Genomic DNA, 18,591 nt, shown 5'->3' on the forward strand with positions numbered 1-18,591 from the left:
GACGTGCGCGCCGCGATGGCACCGCCGCCGCCCGCGCCTCCGCGCCTGCCCGTGCGGCGCGGAGTGCTCGCCGCCGTCGGCGCGGCCGCGTTGCTGTTCGTCGTCGCCGTCGTCAGCGTGGTCACCGGCAGCGGCGAGGCGACCACGCCGGGCGGCTCCTCGACAACCGTGCAGGTGAGGTGACTAGCCCCGCAGCTGCTTTTCCAGCGCCTCGAGCACGGCCATGTCCTCGATGGTGGACGGCACCACCACGTCTTGCCGGTCGACGAGCTGGCGCATCGTCTTGCGCAGAATCTTGCCCGAGCGGGTCTTGGGCAGCGCCTCCACCACCGTGACGTCCCGGAACGAGGCGACGGCGCCGATCTCGTCGCGTACGAGCGTCACCAGTTGCTCGCGCAGCGTATCGGCGTCGATCGTCGCGCCGGATTTGAGCACCACGTAGCCGCTAGGACGCTGTCCTTTGAGGTCGTCGTGGATGCCGATCACCGCGCATTCGGCCACATCCGGGTGCCCCGCCACCACGGCCTCCATTCCGCCGGTGGACAGTCGATGCCCGGCCACGTTGATCACGTCGTCGGAACGTCCGAGGACGAAGACGTATCCGTCCTCGTCGATGCGGCCGGAGTCGCCGGTGGCGTAGTACCCGGGGAACGCCGCCATGTACGACGCGTGGAACCGCTCCGGATCGCCCCACAGTCCCGTGAGCGTTCCCGGCGGCAGCGGCAACCGGATGGCGATGTTGCCCTCCTCGCCTGTCGCCACCGGGACGCCCTTGTCGTCGAGGATCTCCACCCGGAACCCGGGCACCGGCACGGTGGACGAGCCGGGCTTGATGGGCATCGGCTCGAGCCCGACCGGGTTGGCGGTGATGGGCCAGCCGGTCTCCGTCTGCCACCAGTTGTCGATGACGGGCACGCCGAGAACCTTGCCCGCCCACTCGAACGTGTCCGGGTCCAGCCTCTCGCCGGCGGTGAACAGGTGCGTCATCGTGGACATGTCGTGCGCGGCCATCAAGGCGGCGTCGGGGTCGACCTTGCGGATGGCGCGGACGGCCGTGGGAGCGGTGAACAGTGCCTTCACGCCGTGCTGGGCGATGACCCGCCAGAACGCGCCGGCGTCGGGGGTGCCCACGGGTTTGCCCTCGTAGAGCACCGTGGTGGCGCCGGCGAGCAGAGGTGCGTAGACGATGTACGAGTGCCCCACCACCCAGCCGACGTCCGAGGCACACCACCAGACGTCGCCCGCGCGGATATCGAAGATGTTGCCCATGGACCAGTGGAGCGCCACCGCGTAGCCGCCGTTGTCGCGCACCACTCCCTTCGGCTTGCCGGTGGTTCCGGACGTGTAGAGGACGTAGAGCGGATCAGTGGCCGCGACCGCCACGGGATCGGCGGGTGCGGCGTCCGCCATGAGCGCGTCCCAGTCGAGCCAGCCGGGGTGGTCCTCGGCGGACCCGGCGACCTGCTCGCGCTTCTTGACGATCACCGTCCGCGGCGCGGCCGACGTCATCTCCAGTGCCTGGCGCACCATCGGCAGGTATGGCACGGGCCGCGCCGGTTCGATGCCGCCGGAGGCGGTGACGAGCGCCTTCGGCTCGGCGTCCTCGATACGCGCGGCGAGCTCCTTGGCCGCGAAGCCGCCGAAGACGACAGAGTGCACGGCCCCCAGCCGAGCGCAGGCGAGCATGGCGATGGCGGCCTCGGGGACCATCGGCATGTAGATGACGACGCGGTCGCCGTGGCCGATGCCCTGCGCGGCCAATACTCCCGCGAACCGAGAGACCTCGTCGAGCAGTTCCGCATACGAGTAGGTGCGCTGCTCGCCGAGCATCGCGGAGTCGTAGATCAGCGCGGCGCGGTCGCCGTGTCCCGCGGCCACGTGGCGGTCGAGTGCGTTTGCGCAGGTGTTGAGCCGGCCGTCAGGGAACCAGTGGCCTGATTCCGCTTCCCCGGCGTCCAGGGCGCGGGTCGGGGGCGCCGACCATGTGATCCCCCGCGCGGCGGCCGGCCAGAACGCGTCCGGCGTGTTGACCGACGCGTCGTAGGCCTGCGCGTACGCGCCGGTGTGCGGGCCTGGTCCGCTGTGGCGGCTGCTGGTCATGTCCCACCTCGACTCGGGTCGTCCGATCTGAACGGTTCGTGCACTCCCACACTATTGTGCGGACGGTCACAGCGTCACCGTCGTAGGACGGCACGCGGCGTTTCGCCCCCGGTCAGGGGAGTCCCAGGCGCCGGTACCGGTCCAGCCGGGCGCGCATGCGGTCGTCGTCGCCCACCTCGGCGAGCGCACACAACTCCGCAGCGATCGCGGCGCCGGCGCGCGCGCCGAGCTCTGCGGGACCGTCGTCGGACTCCTCGAGGACGACCGCGTCGATGATCCTGTCGCGCAGCAGGTCCCGCGAGCGCACTCCCTGTTCGTCGGCCATCTGCGGGGCGTGCGCGGTGTCGCGGTGCACGATGGCGCTGGCGCCTTCGGGCGGCAGCGGCGCGAGCCAGCCGTGCTGCGTGGCGAGCACGCGGTCGGCGGGCAGCAGTGCCAGCGCCCCGCCGCCGCTGCCCTGGCCGAGGATGATCGACACCGTCGCGGTGCGCAGGGTCACCAGATCGGCCACGCAGCGCGCGATCTCCGGGGCCAGCCCCCGCTCCTCGGCTGCGACGGACAGCGCCGCTCCCACGGTGTCGATCACGAGGACGAGGGGCAGCCGCAGCTGTTCGGCCAGCCGCATCGCCCGGCGGGCCTCCCGCAGCGCGCCGGGGCCCAGCGGCGTCGTGGGCGTCTGCGCCGCCCGGTCCTGGCCCAGCACCACGGCGGGTACGCCGCGGATCCGGGCCAGCGCCAACACCATCGCGTTTTCCACCTCGCCCTGGCCGGTGCCGCTGAGGGGGACGAGATCGGTGGCGGCGTGGGCGAGCAGGGCGCGGATGCCGGGCCTGTCGCCGCGCCGCGACAGCATCACCGACTGCCATGCGGGGAGGTCGGGCACGTCCTGATACCGGGAGACGACCTGCGGCGCGGGGCCGGGCGTGGCGTGCGGGCCGGGTTCCGGCAGCCCGGCGAGCACCCGCAGCGCGCGGACGAGCAGCGGGCGCAGGTCGGCGGCGGCGACGACTCCGTCGACGATGCCATTGCGAAAGAGGTTCTCCGCTGTTTGCACCCCGGTGGGGAACTCCTCGCCGTACAGCGCGGCGTAGACGCGCGGCCCCAGAAAACCGATCAGCGCCCCCGGCTGCGCCATGGTGATGTGGCCCAGCGAGCCCCATGAGGCGAACACGCCGCCCGTAGTCGGGTTGCGGAGGTAGACGAGGTACGGCAGGTGTGCGGCCTTGTGGTTCTGCGCGGCCGCGGCGATCTTGACCATCTGCAGGAACGCCGTGGTGCCCTCCTGCATGCGTGTACCGCCGGAGGTGGGCGAGGCGATCACCGGGAGGCGCTCCGCGGTGGCGCGTTCGATGGCGGAGGTGATGCGTTCGGCCGCGGCCACGCCGATGGAGCCGCCGAGGAATCCGAATTCGCAGGCGAGCAGCACCACCCGGCGGCCATCCACCGTCGCCTCGCCGGTGAGGACCGATTCATCGACGCCGGTGCGCTCGCGGGCGCGGCGCAGAGAATCGGCGTAGGCGTCGGTGTGCGGCAGGCGCACCGGTTCGGCGTCCCACGATGCGTACGTGCCCGCGTCGATGACGGCCTCGATGAGGGCGTGCGCGGTGATGCGTTCCGGAACGTCGCCGGGTGCGGGCATGTGCCGTCTCCTCGTGGGGTTCGTCCCGGCCGGGGCGCGTCCGGTCCGGTGACCCAGACGCTACCGTCGGCGACGGTGCGGGGCTGTATCTTCGAATCGAACGGCTACCGGCGAGTAGGCGGTGGGCCGGCGGCGAACGGGAGAGGAGCGAGCGGGTGACTGGAACCGAGGCGCAGTCCGCGAAGGTGGGCGTGCGGCACGAGGGGGCCGTGGCGTTGCTGGAACTGCAACGGTCGGACAAACGCAATGCGCTGAACACGTCGATGTGCGACGCGATCCGCGAAGCAGTGGAGGCGGCGGCCGGGGGCGGGGCGCGCGCCGTCGTGATCACCGGCGCGGGCACCGCGTTCTGCGCGGGCGCCGACCTTTCCGGCGACGTCTACAGCAGCCGCTTCCCGCTGGCGCTGGTGCACATGCTGCATACGATCGAGCAGGTGCCGGTTCCGGTGATCGCCGCGGTGAACGGCCCCGCGATCGGCGCGGGCACCCAGCTGGCCCTGGCCTGCGACCTGCGTGTGGTCGACGAGGGCGCGCGCTTCCAGATCCCCGTGGTCAAGGTGGGGCTGGCGGTTCACAACTGGACCGTCCGCAAGCTCACGGAGATGATCGGCGGCGGCCATGCGCGCACGATGCTCATGGGTGCGCAGCAGATGGACAGCGGTCAGGCGGGCACGCTGGGTCTGGCGAACCGGATCGGCGATGGGGAGGCGGCCCGCCGGTGGGCGGCAGAGCTGGCGGCGTACGCCCCACTGAGTCTGCAGCACCTGAAGCTGGTCTTCAACGACGACGGCGGCCGGTCCAAGGCCTCGGACGAGCAGACGGAGCTGTTCAACAAGGTCTGGGCCAGCGAGGACAAGTCGGAGGCGAGCAGGGCGCGGCGCGCAGGCCGCGCACCCCGGTTCCAAGGAGCGTGAACGTCGTGCGAGCAGCAGAGCCCGTCCGGCAAAGTCAGCGCAGCCGGCCCGGTCGGAGCAGACGACGCAGTGCCCGCGCTGCCGCGGCGCTCTCGGCTGCGGGCGCGGCGGTGATGCTGGCGGGCGAGCTGCGCCACGTGCGCGGGGAGATCGGGGCCGTCGCGCCGCGGGGAAAGCGGTTCCGCAACACCGAGCCGTCGGCGTCGTTCGCGCCGGAGGGGCTGTGGCGGGGCCTGCGCGAGATGCGACGGGGCGGCGACCGCCGGAGGCCCGCCAGCGCGATCCCGGTGATCGTGCCGGACGTCGGCGCCGCGGCGGGGGAGTGCGCGGCAACGTGGTTGGGGCACGCGACGGTGCTGCTCGAGATCGAGGGGCGGCGGGTGCTCACCGATCCGGTTCTGCGGTACCGCTGTTCGCCGTCCCGGTGGGTGGGCCCGCGGCGCCTGCACCGGCCGCCTGTGACCGCCTCGGGGCTCCCGCCGGTCGAGGCGGTTTTGATTTCACACGACCACTACGACCATCTCGAGCGTGCGACGGTGGTCCGCCTGGCGCGCACGCAGGACTGCACCTTCATCGTGCCGACAGGGGTTGCCGCGCACCTGCGGCGGTGGGGCATCGACGACGGCCGCATCGTGGAACTGGGGTGGGGGTCGTCCGCCGTCGTGGCGGGGTTGACGTTCACCTCGTGCGAGGTGCGGCACTTCTCGGGCCGGGGCCTCCGGCGGGACGGAACCCAGTGGGCAGGCTGGAGTGTGGCGGGGGCGCGGCGTCGCGTGTTCTTCGGCGGCGACAGCGGCTACACGTCGGCTTTCCGGACGGCCGGCGACGCGCACGGGCCGTTCGATCTGACGGTTCTGCCCATCGGCGCCTACTCGACATTGTGGCCGGACATCCACATGACGCCGGAAGAGGCCGTCAGTGCGTGCAGCGACCTCAACCCCGGTGGGCGCGCGACGCTGCTCCCGGTGCACTGGGGGACCTTCGACCTGGCCCCACACGCCTGGTCCGAACCCATCGAGCGGCTGTGCGCAGCGGTCGGGTCCCCGGCGGGGGGCGGCCACGGCGACGGGATCGCGTTGGCGGTTCCGCGGCCCGGGCATCGGGTGGAGCTCGGGCCGCTGTCCGGCGGTGCCGGTACGGCGGGCGGGAGCGTCGACGGTGCCGTCGGCTTGCTCGGCGACGGCGGCGACCGCTGGTGGAGTGATGACCGGATCGCCGGTTGACGGACGCGCGCGGCGGCGGAGTCACTAGGGTGTCGGTGTGTCAGTCGACGAGTCGGATCCCGCAGGTGAGGCCCGGATGCGTGCGGCGGCAACGGACCATGGGGCGCCGATGCCGCGCTCTCCGGAGCCCGTGATGCCGCCGCGGAACGGGGAAGGGCCGGGCCTGCAGGAGCCGGGCTTGACCGCGGCCGAGGTGGCGCAGAGGGTGCGCGACGGGCTCACCAACGACGTCCCGCAGCGCGGGTCGCGCTCCACTGCGGACATCGTCCGCGCCAACGTTTTCAACCGCATCAACGCGATGCTCGGCGTTCTGCTGGTGATCGTGCTCGCCGCCGGTTCGCCGATCGACGGCATGTTCGGCCTGGTGATCATCGCGAACAGTGGTATCGGCATCATCCAGGAATTGCGCGCCAAGCGCACCCTCGACAAACTCACGATCGTCGGCCAGGCGCAGCCGGTGGTCCGCCGAAGCGGCGCCGCGTCCGGGCTGCCGCCCGAGCAGGTCGTCGCGGGCGACATCATCGAGTTGGGCGCGGGCGACCAGCTGGTGGTGGACGGTGAGGTGATCGAGGCCGCAGGGCTCGACGTGGACGAGTCGCTTCTCACCGGTGAGTCCGATCCCGTGCACAAGCCCGTCGGATCCCGCGTGCTCTCGGGGAGTTTCGTCGCGGCCGGCAGCGGGGCGTTCCGTGCCACCGCTGTGGGCGCGCAGGCGTACGCGGCCCGTCTGGCCGACGAGGCGAGCCGGTTCAGCCTGGTCGATTCGGAGCTGCGCTCGGGCGTGGACCGCATCCTCAAGTTCGTCACCTACCTGCTCCTCCCTGCGGGGGCGTTGACCATTTACAACCAGCTGGTCAACTCGCAGGAGGGCGTGCGCGATTCGCTGATCGGCATGGTGGCGGCGCTGGTTCCGATGGTGCCGGAGGGGCTGGTGCTGATGACGTCGATCGCGTTCGCGGTGGGCGTGGTGCGGCTGGGGCAGCGTAAGTGTCTGGTGCAGGAGTTGCCCGCCATCGAGGGGCTCGCCCGCGTAGACGTGGTGTGCGCGGACAAGACCGGCACGCTGACGGAGAACGGAATGCGTCTGTCCGAGGTGCGTGTGACCGGCGCCGCCGGTGCGGGTGCTGCGCAGAGCGGCGGTGCGGAGTGCAGTCGGGTGGACGCGGCGCTGGCGGCGCTCGCGGCGGCGGAGCCGCGGCCAAACGCGTCGATCCTCGCGATAAAGGAGGCGCGGCCGGACGACCCGGGCTGGCGGGCCACGGCCGTCGCACCGTTCTCGTCGGCGAAGAAGTGGAGCGGAATCTCCTTCGGCGACGAGGGCGATTGGCTGCTCGGAGCGCCGGACGTGCTCCTGGATCCGGCGTCGGAGGTGGCGCGCGAGGCCGATGAGATCGGGTCGCGCGGGCTGCGTGTGCTGCTGCTCGCCGAGGCCGGCTGCCCCGTCGACGCCCTGGACGTCGCCGCCACCGCGCGACCGGCCGCCCTGGTGGTGCTGGAGCAGAGGGTGCGGCCCGACGCTCGCGCCACGCTGGACTATTTCGGCGCCCAGGGGGTGTCGGTCAAGGTGATTTCGGGCGACAATGCCGTCTCGGTGGGCGCTGTCGCGGATTCGCTCGGCATCACGGCAGGCGGCGCCGCGATGGATGCGCGCACGTTGCCGGAGGACCAGGACGCCCTCGCGGACGCCCTCGAGGGGACGACGACCTTCGGGCGCGTGCGGCCCGACCAGAAGAGGGCGATGGTCACCGCTCTGCAATCGCGCGGGCACACGGTGGCGATGACGGGCGACGGCGTCAATGATGTGCTGGCGCTCAAGGATGCCGACATCGGGGTGGCGATGGGCTCGGGCAGCCCGGCCACCCGATCCGTCGCGCAGATCGTGCTGCTCGACGACAGGTTCGCGACCCTGCCTTACGTGGTCGGCGAGGGTCGCCGGGTGATCGGCAACATCGAACGGGTCGCAAACCTGTTCCTCACCAAGACGGTCTATTCCGCGCTGCTGGCGTTCCTGGTGGGCTTCGCCGGGGTCATCGCGGCCGTCGCGGACGCCGACCCTGTCCCCTTCCCGTTCCTTCCCAGGCACGTGACCATCGCGGCGTGGTTCACCATCGGCGTGCCTGCATTCATCCTTTCGCTGGCGCCCAACAACGAGCGCGCGCGCACCGGCTTCGTCCGCCGCGTCCTGCGTCTTGCGGTGCCGGCGGGCGTCATCATCGGCATCGCCACGTTCGTCTGCTACATGATCGTCTACCAAGGGGTGGACCTGCCCGAACCCGTGCGGGAGCAAGTGTCGACCAGCGTCCTGATCACCCTGATCGTCGCGAGCCTGTGGGTGCTGGTGGTGGTGGCACGCCCCTACCAGTGGTGGAAGATCGTCCTGCTCGTGGTCTCAGGCCTGGCCTACGTGGTGCTGTTCTCGATCCCGTTCGTGCGCAGTTTCTTCGAGATCGACCCGTCCCACTGGCAATGGACGGTCATCGGGCTTGCCTGCGGCCTGGTGGGAGCAGCGTTGATCGAGTCGGTTTTCTGGATCGACAGGGCGCGCACGGGGGACAGGCGGCCACTGTGGGGGAACAGCGGCCGGGCGTGATGCCGGCCGGGGTGCGGGAAACCATCGCGTGGCGCCCGTCCTGCAATCACGGCCCGAACATGGAACGGTGGAGTGTGATATGCCGGAGAGCCCGGCATGCGGACGACTGGAGGTGGGCCTGATGGGCTTCGCTGACTCGCTGAAGGGTCTTGTGGGCAAGGCGAAGGGCTACGCGCAGCAGAATCCCGACAAGATCGACCAAGCGGTGGAGAAGTTCGGCGACACCGTCGACGAGAAGACCGGCGGCAAGTACGCGGACAAGGTCGACAAGGCGCAGGACACGATCAAGGGCAAGCTTTCGGAGTAGTCTTCGTCCGGAGCAGAGGCGCCGGTGGCGGCCGGCCGCAGGGGTGGCCCCCTGCGCGGCCGGCCGTCGTGCGCGTAGATCAGGACGGGAGAACCGATGACCACGCTGAAGGTGACCGAGACGTTCGCGCTGTCCCCGCAGGCGGCATGGGACCGGGCGTCGGATCTGCATCGATTCGAGCAGTGGCTAACGATCCACGACGGTTGGCGCAGCGAGCTTCCCGACACCGTCGAGCAGGGCCTGGAGTTGACATCGGTGATATCGGTCCGCGGCATGCGCAATCGCGTCGACTGGACGCTGGAGGAGTACCGTCCCATCGAGAGGATCGGGCTGCGAGGCGAGGGCAAGAGCGGTACCAAGGTGGCGATGACGCTGTCCATCGCACCGGCGGGCGACGGCTCTGCGATCACCATGGACGTCGAATTCTCCAATCCGATGGCGCGCGGCCCCATCGGCTCAGCCATCGGACGGTCGCTCAAGGGCGACATTGCGCGTTCGATGGCGAAACTCGCGGCGCTGCCGGACTGAACTGCTCTGCCGGACTGAACTGCTCAGCCGGGTGGACGCCTGCGCCGGGGATCGCGGCGGTTCAGTGTCCGGCGAGCCGCCCCGCTATGCGGGTGGTGGACCGTTTGGGGACGTGCGGGACCTCCCACACCTCCGCTCCCAACGCGCCGGCTGCCAGGCGCTTGGGCTCGGCGTGCGGATCCCCCACGGTGAACACCAGCGCGTGCGGCTCGATCGGCTCCAGCACCCGGCAATATTCGCGCCATCCGGCCACGTCCGGGTCCCCGGAGATGATGAAGGCACCGTCGACGCACCGCAGCGCGGCGAGCATCGCGGCGCGGTCGACGGCGGAGTTGATGGGGCGCGTCATGCCCTTCCACGCGCGGATACGTTCATCGTCCTCGACTCCCACGACCAGGGGGCGCCCACGCCGATGAGCCTCGCCCAACAGCCGCAGGTGTCCCACGTGCAGGATGTCGAACGCGCCGGTGGCCACCACGGGTCGTGATGGCGGGTCGGGGGTGGTCCAGGCGGCGGCGAGGTGCTGTCGGGTCACCTCCGCATTGTCCACCCGTGGGCATGCGCGCACAGGGGAAGGCGCGCGCAACGACGTTCCGGGGAGCGCCTTCGTGCGTTAATGTCGGGTCATGTCCGTGACCAAGGTGGACCGGGACGCCGTGCAGGCCGCGCTGTTCGAGCAGTGGTCGGTGCTGGAGCAGCTGCTGCGCACGCTGGACGCCGAGCAGTGGCAGGCCGCCACCGCGTTGCCGGGGTGGTCGGTGCACGATATCGCCGCGCACATCATCGGCACCGAGTCGATGCTCGACGGCCGGGAGACGCCGCCCGCGCCGGTCGACGCCGTCGCCGCGGCGTACGTCCGTAATCCCATCGGCGAGATCAACGAGCGTTGGGTACGGTCGATGCGGGACGAACTGCCTGCGGATCTGATGGACAGGTGGACGGCGCTGCTGGCCCGGCGCAGGCACGCGCTCGAGCAGATGCCGCAGGCGGGCTTCGACGCCGCGACCACCACTCCCGTGGGCCCGGAATCGTACGGGCGGTTCATGCGCATCCGACTGTTCGACTGCTGGATGCACGAGCTCGACATCCGTGACGCCGTAGCGCGCCCGGGGGAGGAGGGCGGGGCCCGCGCAGAGCTCGCGTTCACCGAGATCGCCGGCGCGGTCCCGTTCCTCGTGGGCAAGAAGGCGGGCGCGCCGGAAGGCGCCCGGGTCCGCCTGCGTCTCGACGGCCCGATCCCGCGGACTCTCGACGTTCAGGTGGCCGACGGGCGCGCGGCGATGGCACCGATCGGCGGGGAGCCCGACGTCACCGTCACCATGCCGTCCGGGGTGTTCGCGCGGCTGGCCGGGGGCCGGGTGACCATGGACGAGGTTGTGCATCAGATCAAGGTCGAGGTGGGGCGGTCCGGTGCGATGAGCGCCGAGGACGCGTTGGCGCTGGGGTGGCGGATCCCGGCGTCGCTGGCGTTCACGATCTGAGGATGCGCCCGCGCCGGGCGGAATCGCACCTGCGTGGGCGCGATCCTCGGCCCTGAAGTAGCGGGAGCGCTTTCGTATAGTGACTCCATGGCATTGATCACGGAGGTCGAGACCGTCGAGGGGCGGGTGCGCGGCCGCCGCTACCGGGACTTCCTCAGCTGGCGCGGGATTCCGTTCGCCCTGCCGCCCATGGGCCGGCTCCGGTTTCGCTCGCCTCAGCCGATGACGCCCTGGTCGGGCGTCCGTGACGCGCTGAGCTGGGGGTTCGCTCCCCCCCAGATGAAGTTCGCCACCATGATGGGCCTCGGCAAATACCAGCCGATGAGCGAGGACTGTCTGACGCTCAACGTGCTGGCGCCGGCGGCCCCCAGCACACGGCCTCGCCCGGTCATGGTCTATATCCACGGCGGCGGATACGTCATCGGCACCAGCGCGACGATGCTCTACGGTGGTCAGGGTCTGGTGGAGCACGGCGACATCGTCTACGTCTCGCTCAACTACCGGCTGGGGCCGCTCGGTTACCTGGACTTTTCGGAGTTCTCCACGGCGTCGCGCCCCATCGAATCCAATCTGGGCCTGCGGGATCAGATCTCCGCGCTCGAGTGGGTGCACCGCAACATCGCGGCGTTCGGGGGTGATCCGGACAACGTGACAGTGTTCGGCGAGTCGGCCGGCGGCAACGCCGTGGTGTCGCTCATGTCGTCGCCGCATGCGGAGGGCCTGTTCAGCAGGTCTATCGCGCAGAGCGCGAACGCCGCCGTCTGCTACGGGCCGGAACGGTCGCAGCGGTGGTCGCGGATCTTCCTCGACGAGCTCGGCGCTGAGGACGGCCGCGAGGTGCAGGCGCTCGAGTCCGCGGGCGTCCGGCACCTGGGCAAGGCCGGGCTGTCCTTCATGCGGCGAGCCCTGGAAGACGAGCCCGGGACACTCGGCTACGCGCCGGTCGTCGACGGGGATGTTCTGCCGATGGCGCCGCTCGACGCGTTCGCCGAGGGCAAGGCGCAAAGGTTGCCCATGATCATCGGCACCAACCGTCGGGAGGCTGCGCTGTTCCGCAAGTTCGGCGACGAGGGCATGCCGCTCACCACCGACCGCGTGGACCTGCTGTTCGAGAACACCCAGCCGGAGCTGCGCGAGCGTGTGCTCTCCGCCTACCCGTCGTATCCTTCGGAGAACGCGCTGACCGCGCTGTGCGGCGACGCCATGTTCTGGAAGCCGTCGTTGGACTGCGCGGACGGGCACACGCAGACGGCGCCCACGTACCGCTACCGCTACGACTATGCGCCGCGGCTGATGGACACGCTCGGCCTGGGCGCGACGCACGCGACCGAGCTGGTGCCGGTGTTCGGGCTGGGGGAGACGACATTCGGCAAGTCCATGACCACCCTGGGCGGCGCGCGTGACCTGCGCGGCGTGAGCCGGCGGATGCAGGGGCACTGGTTGCGCTTCGCGCGGGAAGGGGCGCCGATGGACACGTGGCCGCGCTACGACACGCATGCGCGCCGGACCATGATCTTCGACCGCCGCGACCGCGTGGTCTCCGATCCGCGGCGTGAACGTCGAGAGGCCTGGGAGGGTTTCCGCGGGTATCGGTGACGCTGCCGCAATCACGCGTGCCCGGCCCGGGCGGATGGCAGAATGGGTATCGGACGCATCCGACGCGGACGGGCCGCGCCGGGCGTGGTGCGACGGACGGGAGGAGCCGTGGTGGAGCGGGACTCCGGCCGGCCGGAGGGCGTGGGCTTGGTGTGCGTGGGCGTCGACGGCTCCGAGGGCTCGGCGCGCGCGGTGCGATGGGCCGCCCGGTACGCGCTTGCGGGGGCGCTTCCGCTGCGGCTCCTCTACGCGGTGACGGTGCCCTCGGTGTTCTACACAGAGCCTATGGCGGCCCGGTTCGTCGAGGACGAGCGCACACGCATCGCGGAGAAGGTGCTGGGTGATGCCGCCGACGCTGCGCGGGCGGCCGTGGACGGTGCCGATCTGACGATCGACGCCTCCTACGAGGTGGGGTCGCCGTCCGAGGTGCTCATCGGTCGCACGGCGGACGCGCGCCTGCTCGTGATGGGCACGCGGGGCCATGGCGAGCTGACGGGGCTCTTCGTCGGTTCGGTGACGCGGGCTGTCGTCGGGCACGCGCATTGCGCGGTGGCGGTGATCCCCGGGCTGCCGGACGGAGTCCCCGACCCGGCGGACAAGGCCGGAGCGCCGGTGGTCGTCGGTGTGGACGGCTCGGAAGCCGGGCTCGCCGCGCTCGATTTCGCGTACGCGGAGGCGGACTCGAGGGGTGCGGAACTGGTGGCCGTGCACGTGTGGAGTGATGCCGGGGTGCATCCCAGACTGCTCGGCTCACGCGCCGACGACCCGTACTGGCGGCGGGTCCAGCGCACCGAGGAGGAGCAGCTGCGCGGCCTGGTCGAGGAGCGGGCGGCGCAGCATCCGGGGACGTGGGTGCGGCAGGTGGTCGAACGCGAGAACCCGGCGAAGATCCTCACGGAATGGTCGGCGGACGCGCAACTGGTCGTCACCGGCAGCCGGGGCCGCGGCGGCTTCACGGGACTGGTGCTCGGATCCACCAGCCACGCCCTGCTGCACCGGACCAAGTGCCCGCTGGTCGTGGTGCGGCCTCGCGGCTGATGAGTCTCCCGGTGGCATAGGCGCGGCCTAGGGCCCAGGCGGGAGCGCGCGGTCAGCGCACCCCGCGCGGGCGGAACTGCACGCTGATTCGGGGGCCGCGCGCACGGGCCGATTTGGGGATGCAATGCTCCCAGCTGCGTTGGCAGCTGCCGCCCATGACGATGAGGTCGCCATGCCCCAGCGGGAACCGCAGCGACGCCGAGCGGCCCGCACCGCCTGGCCGCCGCCGTGGGCGGAGCAGGAGAGTCCGTTCGGTGCCCAAAGACAGGATCGCGACCATGGTGTCCTCGGTGCGGCCGCGGCCGATATCGTCCCCGTGCCAGGCGACGCTGTCGGACCCATCGCGGTATCGGCACATCCCGACGGTGCGGAACGGCTCACCGAGCTCCGCGCCGAAGTGGTCCGACAACAGTGACAGCCCCTGCGTGATCAGTGGGTGGGGGAGCGGCTCCCCCTCGCCGTAGAAGCGGACAAGCCGCGGCACATCCACCACGCGGTCGTACATCGCCCGGCGCTCCGCGCGCCAGTCCACCGACTGCGCAAGCCGGTCCGGCAGAGCCTCCGCGCCACGCAGCCAATTCGGGTGCAGCTCCACCCAGGCGCCTTCTGCGAGATGCGCGCGTGCTCCGGCTCCCGCGGACCCGCCGGCGGCGTGTACGACCGGCGGCAGGGGGCGGTAGCAAGGCCGGTCCACCGCGGAGTCGAAGAGTGTCGGTTGGAAAGCCGCCGTCATGATGCGAGCATACATTCGAATCGAACACTTGCGCTAGAGCCGTACCGGGCGGGTCCCCCAGTAGCCGGACGCTCAAGTCGGGCCGGCCACCCAGACGGCGGGATGCTCAGGCAGGAGATGCTCAGATAGGGCCGCCGAGTCCCGCGTGCATCTCCCAGACGATCACCTCGGCGCCGGGCGCGTCCGTGCCGGGAGCCGCCGGCGGCGACACACGCTGGCCACCGCCGCCGGTGATCCGCACAGCGTCGCCCTCGACCAGCGGGCCCGTGCCCTCGAGCTCGACCTGTCCGCGCGCCACGAACACGTGCAGCAACGGGGCGTCGGGGAGCGTGGCCGGCGGAGTGCCGGGCCCCAGCCTGACGACGTGCATCGCAGCGTACCGGTTGTGGATGCGGATCGCCGCGTGGTCGCGGTACGAGTTCATGCCGGAGGCGATGGTGACCATCCCGCCGCGCAGCAGCGCGTCCTCCACCTCGAGCTGTTCGTAGCCCGGGGTGAGGCCTGGCTCGTCCGGAACCACCCACATCTGGATGAGGCGGACCGGCTCGTCGTGCTCGCGGGCAAACGCCGCGGGGACTCCATCGAGGCGCCACGAGTCGTTCTTCTCGGAGTGCAGCACCCCGGTGCCCGCGCTCATGCGCTGCGCGAGACCCGGATAGATCACCCCGGAATTGTCCATGGAGTCCTGGTGCACCAGCGAGCCGCGCAGCACCCAGGTGACGATCTCCATGTCGCGATGCGGGTGGGTGTCGAAGCCCAGCCCCGGCGCGACGACGTCGTCGTTGTTGACCATCAGCACCCCGTGGTGGGTGTTGGCGGGGTCGTAGTGGTGGCCGAAGGAGAACGAGTGGCGCGAATCGAGCCAGTCGATCCGCGTGGAGAAGCGGTCCGCCGCGCGACGCACGTCCATGCGCGGTGTGCGGGCGCCCGGGGAGTGCATGGTCACTGGGGGCTCCTTCACGCTGTCGGCGGCGCGGCCGAGCCCGTGCCGCGATGCCGGGCCGGATCCGATTGTACGCAGCGGCATCCGGGTCCAGTGGTTCCAGGACGTGCTTCGCTGCGCACCGGCACACTGTGGTCATGACGGACATCATCGCGCCCGCGCCCGCCTCAGATTCGCTTCCCTCACCCCGCTTCCGCGGCGTGCTGTGGCATGCGGACGGGCGTGTCGTCGAGGGGCTGTCCGCGCGGGAGCTGGCCGACGCGACCCCCGACGGCGCGCGAGGTGCGACGTTCTGGGTCGACGTGTTGTGGCCGGACGAGGAGGTGCTCGCCGAACTCACCCGGACCTTCGCGTTGGACACCAATGCGATCGAGGACACCATCGCTTACGACGAGCGGCCCAAAGCCACGCGGCACCCTGGACACCTGTTCGTCACCGCCTACGCCACCGGCATCGGCGCCGTTCCCGACGGGCCCACCGGGCCCACCGGGCCAGCCGGCAGACCCGGCGCGGCCGGAGGACCGGACGCGGCGGTGGCGGAAGCCGCGGCGGCGAATGCGGCGTTCGCACAGTGGGCGGACACGGATGACGAGGCGGACACCGATGACGGGGCGGACACCGATGACGGGGCCGTCCGGCGCCGGCGGCGCCGTCGGCACCGGCGACGTGAGGGCGTCGCACCGTCGAGCCTGCGTGCCAGCCGGGTATCGATGTTCGTGCTTCCGCGCGGCATCGTCACGGTCCGGCGCGACGACCGCTTCGATGTCGACAGGGCCGTGTCCCGCTGGCGCAACGGCACGGCAGGCGGGGCGGAGGGGCCACTGGGGTTGCTGCACGCGATCCTCGACGTCATCGTCGACGGCCACCTGGACACCGCCGAGCAGTTCGACGATGCGCTGGAGGACGTCGAGGACCGGCTGTTCGACGACCGCATCCACGATCGATCGGTGCAGCGGACCAACTACCGGCTGCGCAAGGAGCTCGTGCACTTCCGGCGCCTGGTGCTGCCCATGCGCGACGTGGTCAGTGCGATCGTCCGGCACCGGGACGACCACGACAGCGACGCCTGGTCCAAGGAGCTCAGCAGCGATTTCGCGGACCTCTTCGACCACGTACTCCGCGTCGCCGAATGGACGGAGTCGCTGCGTGAGCTCGTGACGACGATCTTCGAGACCAATCTTTCGCTGCAGGACGCCAGGCTGAACACGGTGATGAAGAAGCTCACCGGCTGGGCGGCCATCATCGCCGTGCCCACCGCCATCACCGGATGGTTCGGTCAGAATGTGCCTTACCCGGGCTCGGACGAGGTCTCCGGGCTGATCGCCAGCACGGTCGCCATCGTCACCCTGGCGCTGCTGCTGTTCGTGGTGTTCCGCCGCAAGGACTGGATCTGACGGTGGACGGTGGCGTGGACGATTCCGGAATCCGTGCGGAAGCCGCTGTGGAAGTTCCGGCGGAAGCTGCAGGGGACAGGTGCCCCCGCCGACTCTTCACCGCACTGGTTCCGCCGGTCGCCATCCGGGCCGTCATCGCCGCCGCGTTGCCGGGAGGCCTGGGTGTGCGGTGGGCGCGCGCGGAGCAGATGCACGTCACCCTCGCCTTCCACGGTGCCGTGCGCGACGTCGGGGCGCTGGTCGAGCGGATCGCCGCGGACGCCGCGGAGCATCCGCCGATACGGCTGCGGATCGGCGGCGCAAGCAGCTTCGACCACCACGGGGGCAGCGTCGTCTGGCTCGGTGCGGACGGGGCCACCGAGCCGGACCGCGCGGAACTGCGCGCCCTCGCCTCGCGATGCGGAGCCTCACGGCGGTTCACCCCGCACCTCACGCTGGCCCGGGTACGGCGCTCGCAGGCGGCGTCGGCACTTGCCGTCGCGGCGGCCGTCGAGCCCGTCGAGATCGTCGTACGCGACGTGAGCGTCGTCGAATCCATGCTGGGGGCGGGGGAGGACGGGCGTGCGCTGTACACGGTGGTGGCGCGGCCCGAGTTGGGCGGGCGTGCCGGAGCCGCTTGGGCGCCGCAGCCGGAGTGACGGCGACCTGGTGGCGGCAGCGCCGGTCCGCAGCCCGTGCGTCGTCGACCTGGCCAAGGGGTCGTGGTTCTACCACCGTCGCCGTCGCATTCCCCGTCCATTCGACGAAACCCGGGGTGAACGGTCGGGGGCGGCGTTAACGTCGACGTGCAGCGCGGGACGGTGGGCCTGTCGGCGTGCCAGGTCAGTGCGCGCCGTCACGCGGATCCGGCCCCGCAGGGCGGCGACCCGGCGCAATGACGGTATCGGAGGCGGCCGCATGATCGGTGGAACGATGACTCGGCGGCAGGGACACGATCCGCGGCGGCGCGGGACACACGAAAGGGGCTGGCGGGCCCGGCGTGCCGCGATCTCCGCGGTGGTGGGGGCCCTCGTGGCCGCGGGGACATTGCTGGCCGCAGGCCCTGCGGAGGCAGCCCCCGAGACCACCTACTACGTGTCGCTGGGGGATTCGCTGTCCACCGGATACCAGCCGGACAGCGATACCGACGAACCCATCGCCTACAGCGACCTGATCTATGCGGCGCTCAGCGCCGACGATCCGGGTCTCGAGCTCAAGAAGTTCGGCTGCGACGGCGAGACGTCGGTCTCCATGGTGGAGGGCGGCCACTGCAGCCAGTACCAGCAGCACTCGCAGTTGGCGGCGGCGGCGGAGTTCATCGAGGAGCATCCCGGCCAGATCTCCTACGTCACCAACGATATCGGCGCCAACGACATCTTCCCGTGCGTCTCGGGCGGGTCCGGGGATGCGGGCTCGATCACCCAGTCGGCGGGCTCGGCGGGCACGGGCTCGGCGGGGGCGTCGGTGCTGCCGATGGCGGGCTGCGTCGCGGAGCAGCTCGGTGTCATCCGCACCAACCTCGCACGGATCGACGCCCGCATCCGCGAGGCGGGCGGCGACGGCCCGGTGTACGTGGGGATGACCTACTACAATCCGATGCTCGCCGCATGGTTGAAGGGCGGGATGCAACGGGCGCTCGCCGCGGCGACGGTCCCCGCGGACAACCTGCTCTCCGCGGTCATCACCAGTACCAACGCCCAGCACGGGTGGAAGACGGCCGACGTGACCGCCGCGTTCGACACCAACGATTTCACCGGTGACGTCGAGCTTCCCGGCGTCGGGGCCGTGCCGACGAACGTAGCGCGGATCTGCACGTGGACGTGGATGTGCAGCCGCGGTGACATTCACGCGAACCCGACGGGGCACCAGGTCATCGCAGACACCTTCATGCCGCTGCTCACCGGCGGCGGTGCGGGGGGCTCGCTCGGCTCCGTGGGATCGCCGGACTCGGCCGGCTCCCTCGGCTCTGCGGGGTCTGTCGGCTCGGCGGGATCTGTCGTCGACGGCCCCCGCGGGTCGCTGGGATCGGTGCGGGCCCTCACCGGCATCGGTGGTTCCTGACGCGTGCTCGGCCCGCCTGTTCCCGACGCCGCCTGCTTGACCCTCACACGGTGTCATCCCCTTCG

At 71.1% G+C, this 18,591-nt stretch carries 16 protein-coding genes and 1 pseudogene; 12 read left to right on the plus strand and 5 right to left on the minus strand.

The features are described 5' to 3' along the window. Nucleotides 1-183 (plus strand): annotated as a pseudogene (locus tag JJ683_RS11280) (hypothetical protein); the annotation flags it as partial. On the opposite strand, the gene JJ683_RS11285 reads toward JJ683_RS11280, so the two are convergent. After that, nucleotides 184-2,100, minus strand: coding sequence for a propionyl-CoA synthetase (locus JJ683_RS11285; RefSeq protein WP_200174160.1), 1,917 nt, complete (start codon nt 2,098-2,100; stop codon nt 184-186). It lies immediately after the preceding pseudogene. 112 nt (nt 2,101-2,212) lie between these two features. After that, a complete protein-coding gene (locus JJ683_RS11290; RefSeq protein ID WP_200174162.1) occupies nt 2,213-3,739 on the minus strand; it encodes a carboxyl transferase domain-containing protein in 1,527 nt (508 codons plus the stop codon). Between the two features lie 155 nt (nt 3,740-3,894). Here JJ683_RS11290 and JJ683_RS11295 point away from each other — a divergent pair, with 155 nt between their 5' ends. The 5 genes from JJ683_RS11295 (at nt 3,895) to JJ683_RS11315 (ending at nt 9,301) form a co-directional block, all read left to right on the plus strand. After that, nucleotides 3,895-4,653: an enoyl-CoA hydratase gene (locus JJ683_RS11295; RefSeq protein WP_307810868.1), complete on the plus strand. Its 759-nt coding sequence runs from the start codon at nt 3,895-3,897 to the stop codon at nt 4,651-4,653. Nucleotides 4,654-4,658: 5 nt separating this feature from the next. Then, the gene (locus JJ683_RS11300) at nt 4,659-5,876 is read left to right on the plus strand and encodes an MBL fold metallo-hydrolase (protein ID WP_307810869.1); all 1,218 of its coding nucleotides are present in this window, start codon (nt 4,659-4,661) and stop codon (nt 5,874-5,876) included. A 133-nt stretch (nt 5,877-6,009) separates the two neighbouring features. Beyond that, the gene (locus JJ683_RS11305) at nt 6,010-8,466 is read left to right on the plus strand and encodes an HAD-IC family P-type ATPase (protein WP_200174220.1); all 2,457 of its coding nucleotides are present in this window, start codon (nt 6,010-6,012) and stop codon (nt 8,464-8,466) included. 79 nt (nt 8,467-8,545) lie between these two features. Then, nucleotides 8,546-8,773, plus strand: coding sequence for an antitoxin (locus JJ683_RS11310; protein ID WP_242474628.1), 228 nt, complete (start codon nt 8,546-8,548; stop codon nt 8,771-8,773). 96 nt (nt 8,774-8,869) lie between these two features. Then, nucleotides 8,870-9,301 carry a type II toxin-antitoxin system Rv0910 family toxin gene (locus tag JJ683_RS11315; RefSeq protein WP_200174164.1) on the plus strand — a complete coding sequence of 144 codons (432 nt, stop codon included), beginning with the start codon at nt 8,870-8,872 and terminating at the stop codon, nt 9,299-9,301. A 61-nt stretch (nt 9,302-9,362) separates the two neighbouring features. Here JJ683_RS11315 and JJ683_RS11320 read toward each other — a convergent pair whose 3' ends face one another. Continuing rightward, nucleotides 9,363-9,836 carry an adenylyltransferase/cytidyltransferase family protein gene (locus tag JJ683_RS11320; protein ID WP_200174166.1) on the minus strand — a complete coding sequence of 158 codons (474 nt, stop codon included), beginning with the start codon at nt 9,834-9,836 and terminating at the stop codon, nt 9,363-9,365. Between the two features lie 91 nt (nt 9,837-9,927). Between JJ683_RS11320 and JJ683_RS11325 the strand changes: the two genes are divergently transcribed. The 3 genes from JJ683_RS11325 to JJ683_RS11335 all read left to right on the plus strand — a co-directional run bounded on the left by JJ683_RS11325 (nt 9,928) and on the right by JJ683_RS11335 (nt 13,416). Continuing rightward, a complete protein-coding gene (locus JJ683_RS11325; RefSeq protein ID WP_207280153.1) occupies nt 9,928-10,782 on the plus strand; it encodes a maleylpyruvate isomerase family mycothiol-dependent enzyme in 855 nt (284 codons plus the stop codon). Nucleotides 10,783-10,869: 87 nt separating this feature from the next. Beyond that, nucleotides 10,870-12,378: a carboxylesterase/lipase family protein gene (locus JJ683_RS11330; protein WP_200174168.1), complete on the plus strand. Its 1,509-nt coding sequence runs from the start codon at nt 10,870-10,872 to the stop codon at nt 12,376-12,378. Nucleotides 12,379-12,489: 111 nt separating this feature from the next. Further along, nucleotides 12,490-13,416, plus strand: a complete 927-nt coding sequence (locus JJ683_RS11335; RefSeq protein WP_200174170.1) for a universal stress protein — start codon at nt 12,490-12,492, stop codon at nt 13,414-13,416. A gap of 52 nt (nt 13,417-13,468) precedes the next feature. On the opposite strand, the gene JJ683_RS11340 is transcribed toward JJ683_RS11335, so the two are convergent. Both JJ683_RS11340 and JJ683_RS11345 read right to left on the minus strand, forming a co-directional pair. Further along, complete coding sequence (locus tag JJ683_RS11340; protein WP_200174172.1) at nt 13,469-14,149, minus strand: alpha-ketoglutarate-dependent dioxygenase AlkB; 681 nt, start codon at nt 14,147-14,149, stop codon at nt 13,469-13,471. A gap of 121 nt (nt 14,150-14,270) precedes the next feature. Next, complete coding sequence (locus JJ683_RS11345) at nt 14,271-15,089, minus strand: pirin family protein (protein WP_200174225.1); 819 nt, start codon at nt 15,087-15,089, stop codon at nt 14,271-14,273. Between the two features lie 140 nt (nt 15,090-15,229). Here JJ683_RS11345 and JJ683_RS19120 point away from each other — a divergent pair, with 140 nt between their 5' ends. The 3 genes from JJ683_RS19120 (at nt 15,230) to JJ683_RS11360 (ending at nt 18,526) form a co-directional block, all read left to right on the plus strand. Further along, nucleotides 15,230-16,486 (plus strand): CorA family divalent cation transporter, encoded by a 1,257-nt coding sequence (locus JJ683_RS19120; protein ID WP_242474630.1) that lies wholly within the window; start codon nt 15,230-15,232, stop codon nt 16,484-16,486. 14 nt (nt 16,487-16,500) lie between these two features. Further along, nucleotides 16,501-17,124: an RNA 2',3'-cyclic phosphodiesterase gene (gene thpR / locus JJ683_RS11355; RefSeq protein WP_200174174.1), complete on the plus strand. Its 624-nt coding sequence runs from the start codon at nt 16,501-16,503 to the stop codon at nt 17,122-17,124. 358 nt (nt 17,125-17,482) lie between these two features. After that, on the plus strand, nt 17,483-18,526 hold the full coding sequence (locus JJ683_RS11360) for a GDSL-type esterase/lipase family protein (protein ID WP_200174176.1): 1,044 nt from the start codon (nt 17,483-17,485) through the stop codon (nt 18,524-18,526). Nucleotides 18,527-18,591: the final 65 nt, after the last annotated feature.

The organism is Tomitella cavernea (genome assembly GCF_016599145.1).
Taxonomy (GTDB): domain Bacteria; phylum Actinomycetota; class Actinomycetes; order Mycobacteriales; family Mycobacteriaceae; genus Tomitella; species Tomitella cavernae.

What these genes read in the sequence shown, in the direction of transcription:
- JJ683_RS11285 (WP_200174160.1), bottom strand. Translation starts at nt 2,100, where the DNA reads ATGACCAGCAGCCGCCACAGCGGACCAGGCCCGCACACCGGCGCGTAC.
- JJ683_RS11290 (WP_200174162.1), bottom strand. Translation starts at nt 3,739, where the DNA reads ATGCCCGCACCCGGCGACGTTCCGGAACGCATCACCGCGCACGCCCTC.
- JJ683_RS11305 (WP_200174220.1), top strand. Translation starts at nt 6,010, where the DNA reads ATGCCGCCGCGGAACGGGGAAGGGCCGGGCCTGCAGGAGCCGGGCTTG.
- JJ683_RS11310 (WP_242474628.1), top strand. Translation starts at nt 8,546, where the DNA reads ATGCCGGAGAGCCCGGCATGCGGACGACTGGAGGTGGGCCTGATGGGC.
- JJ683_RS11315 (WP_200174164.1), top strand. Translation starts at nt 8,870, where the DNA reads ATGACCACGCTGAAGGTGACCGAGACGTTCGCGCTGTCCCCGCAGGCG.
- JJ683_RS11325 (WP_207280153.1), top strand. Translation starts at nt 9,928, where the DNA reads ATGTCCGTGACCAAGGTGGACCGGGACGCCGTGCAGGCCGCGCTGTTC.
- JJ683_RS11330 (WP_200174168.1), top strand. Translation starts at nt 10,870, where the DNA reads ATGGCATTGATCACGGAGGTCGAGACCGTCGAGGGGCGGGTGCGCGGC.
- JJ683_RS11340 (WP_200174172.1), bottom strand. Translation starts at nt 14,149, where the DNA reads ATGACGGCGGCTTTCCAACCGACACTCTTCGACTCCGCGGTGGACCGG.
- JJ683_RS11345 (WP_200174225.1), bottom strand. Translation starts at nt 15,089, where the DNA reads ATGCACTCCCCGGGCGCCCGCACACCGCGCATGGACGTGCGTCGCGCG.
- JJ683_RS19120 (WP_242474630.1), top strand. Translation starts at nt 15,230, where the DNA reads ATGACGGACATCATCGCGCCCGCGCCCGCCTCAGATTCGCTTCCCTCA.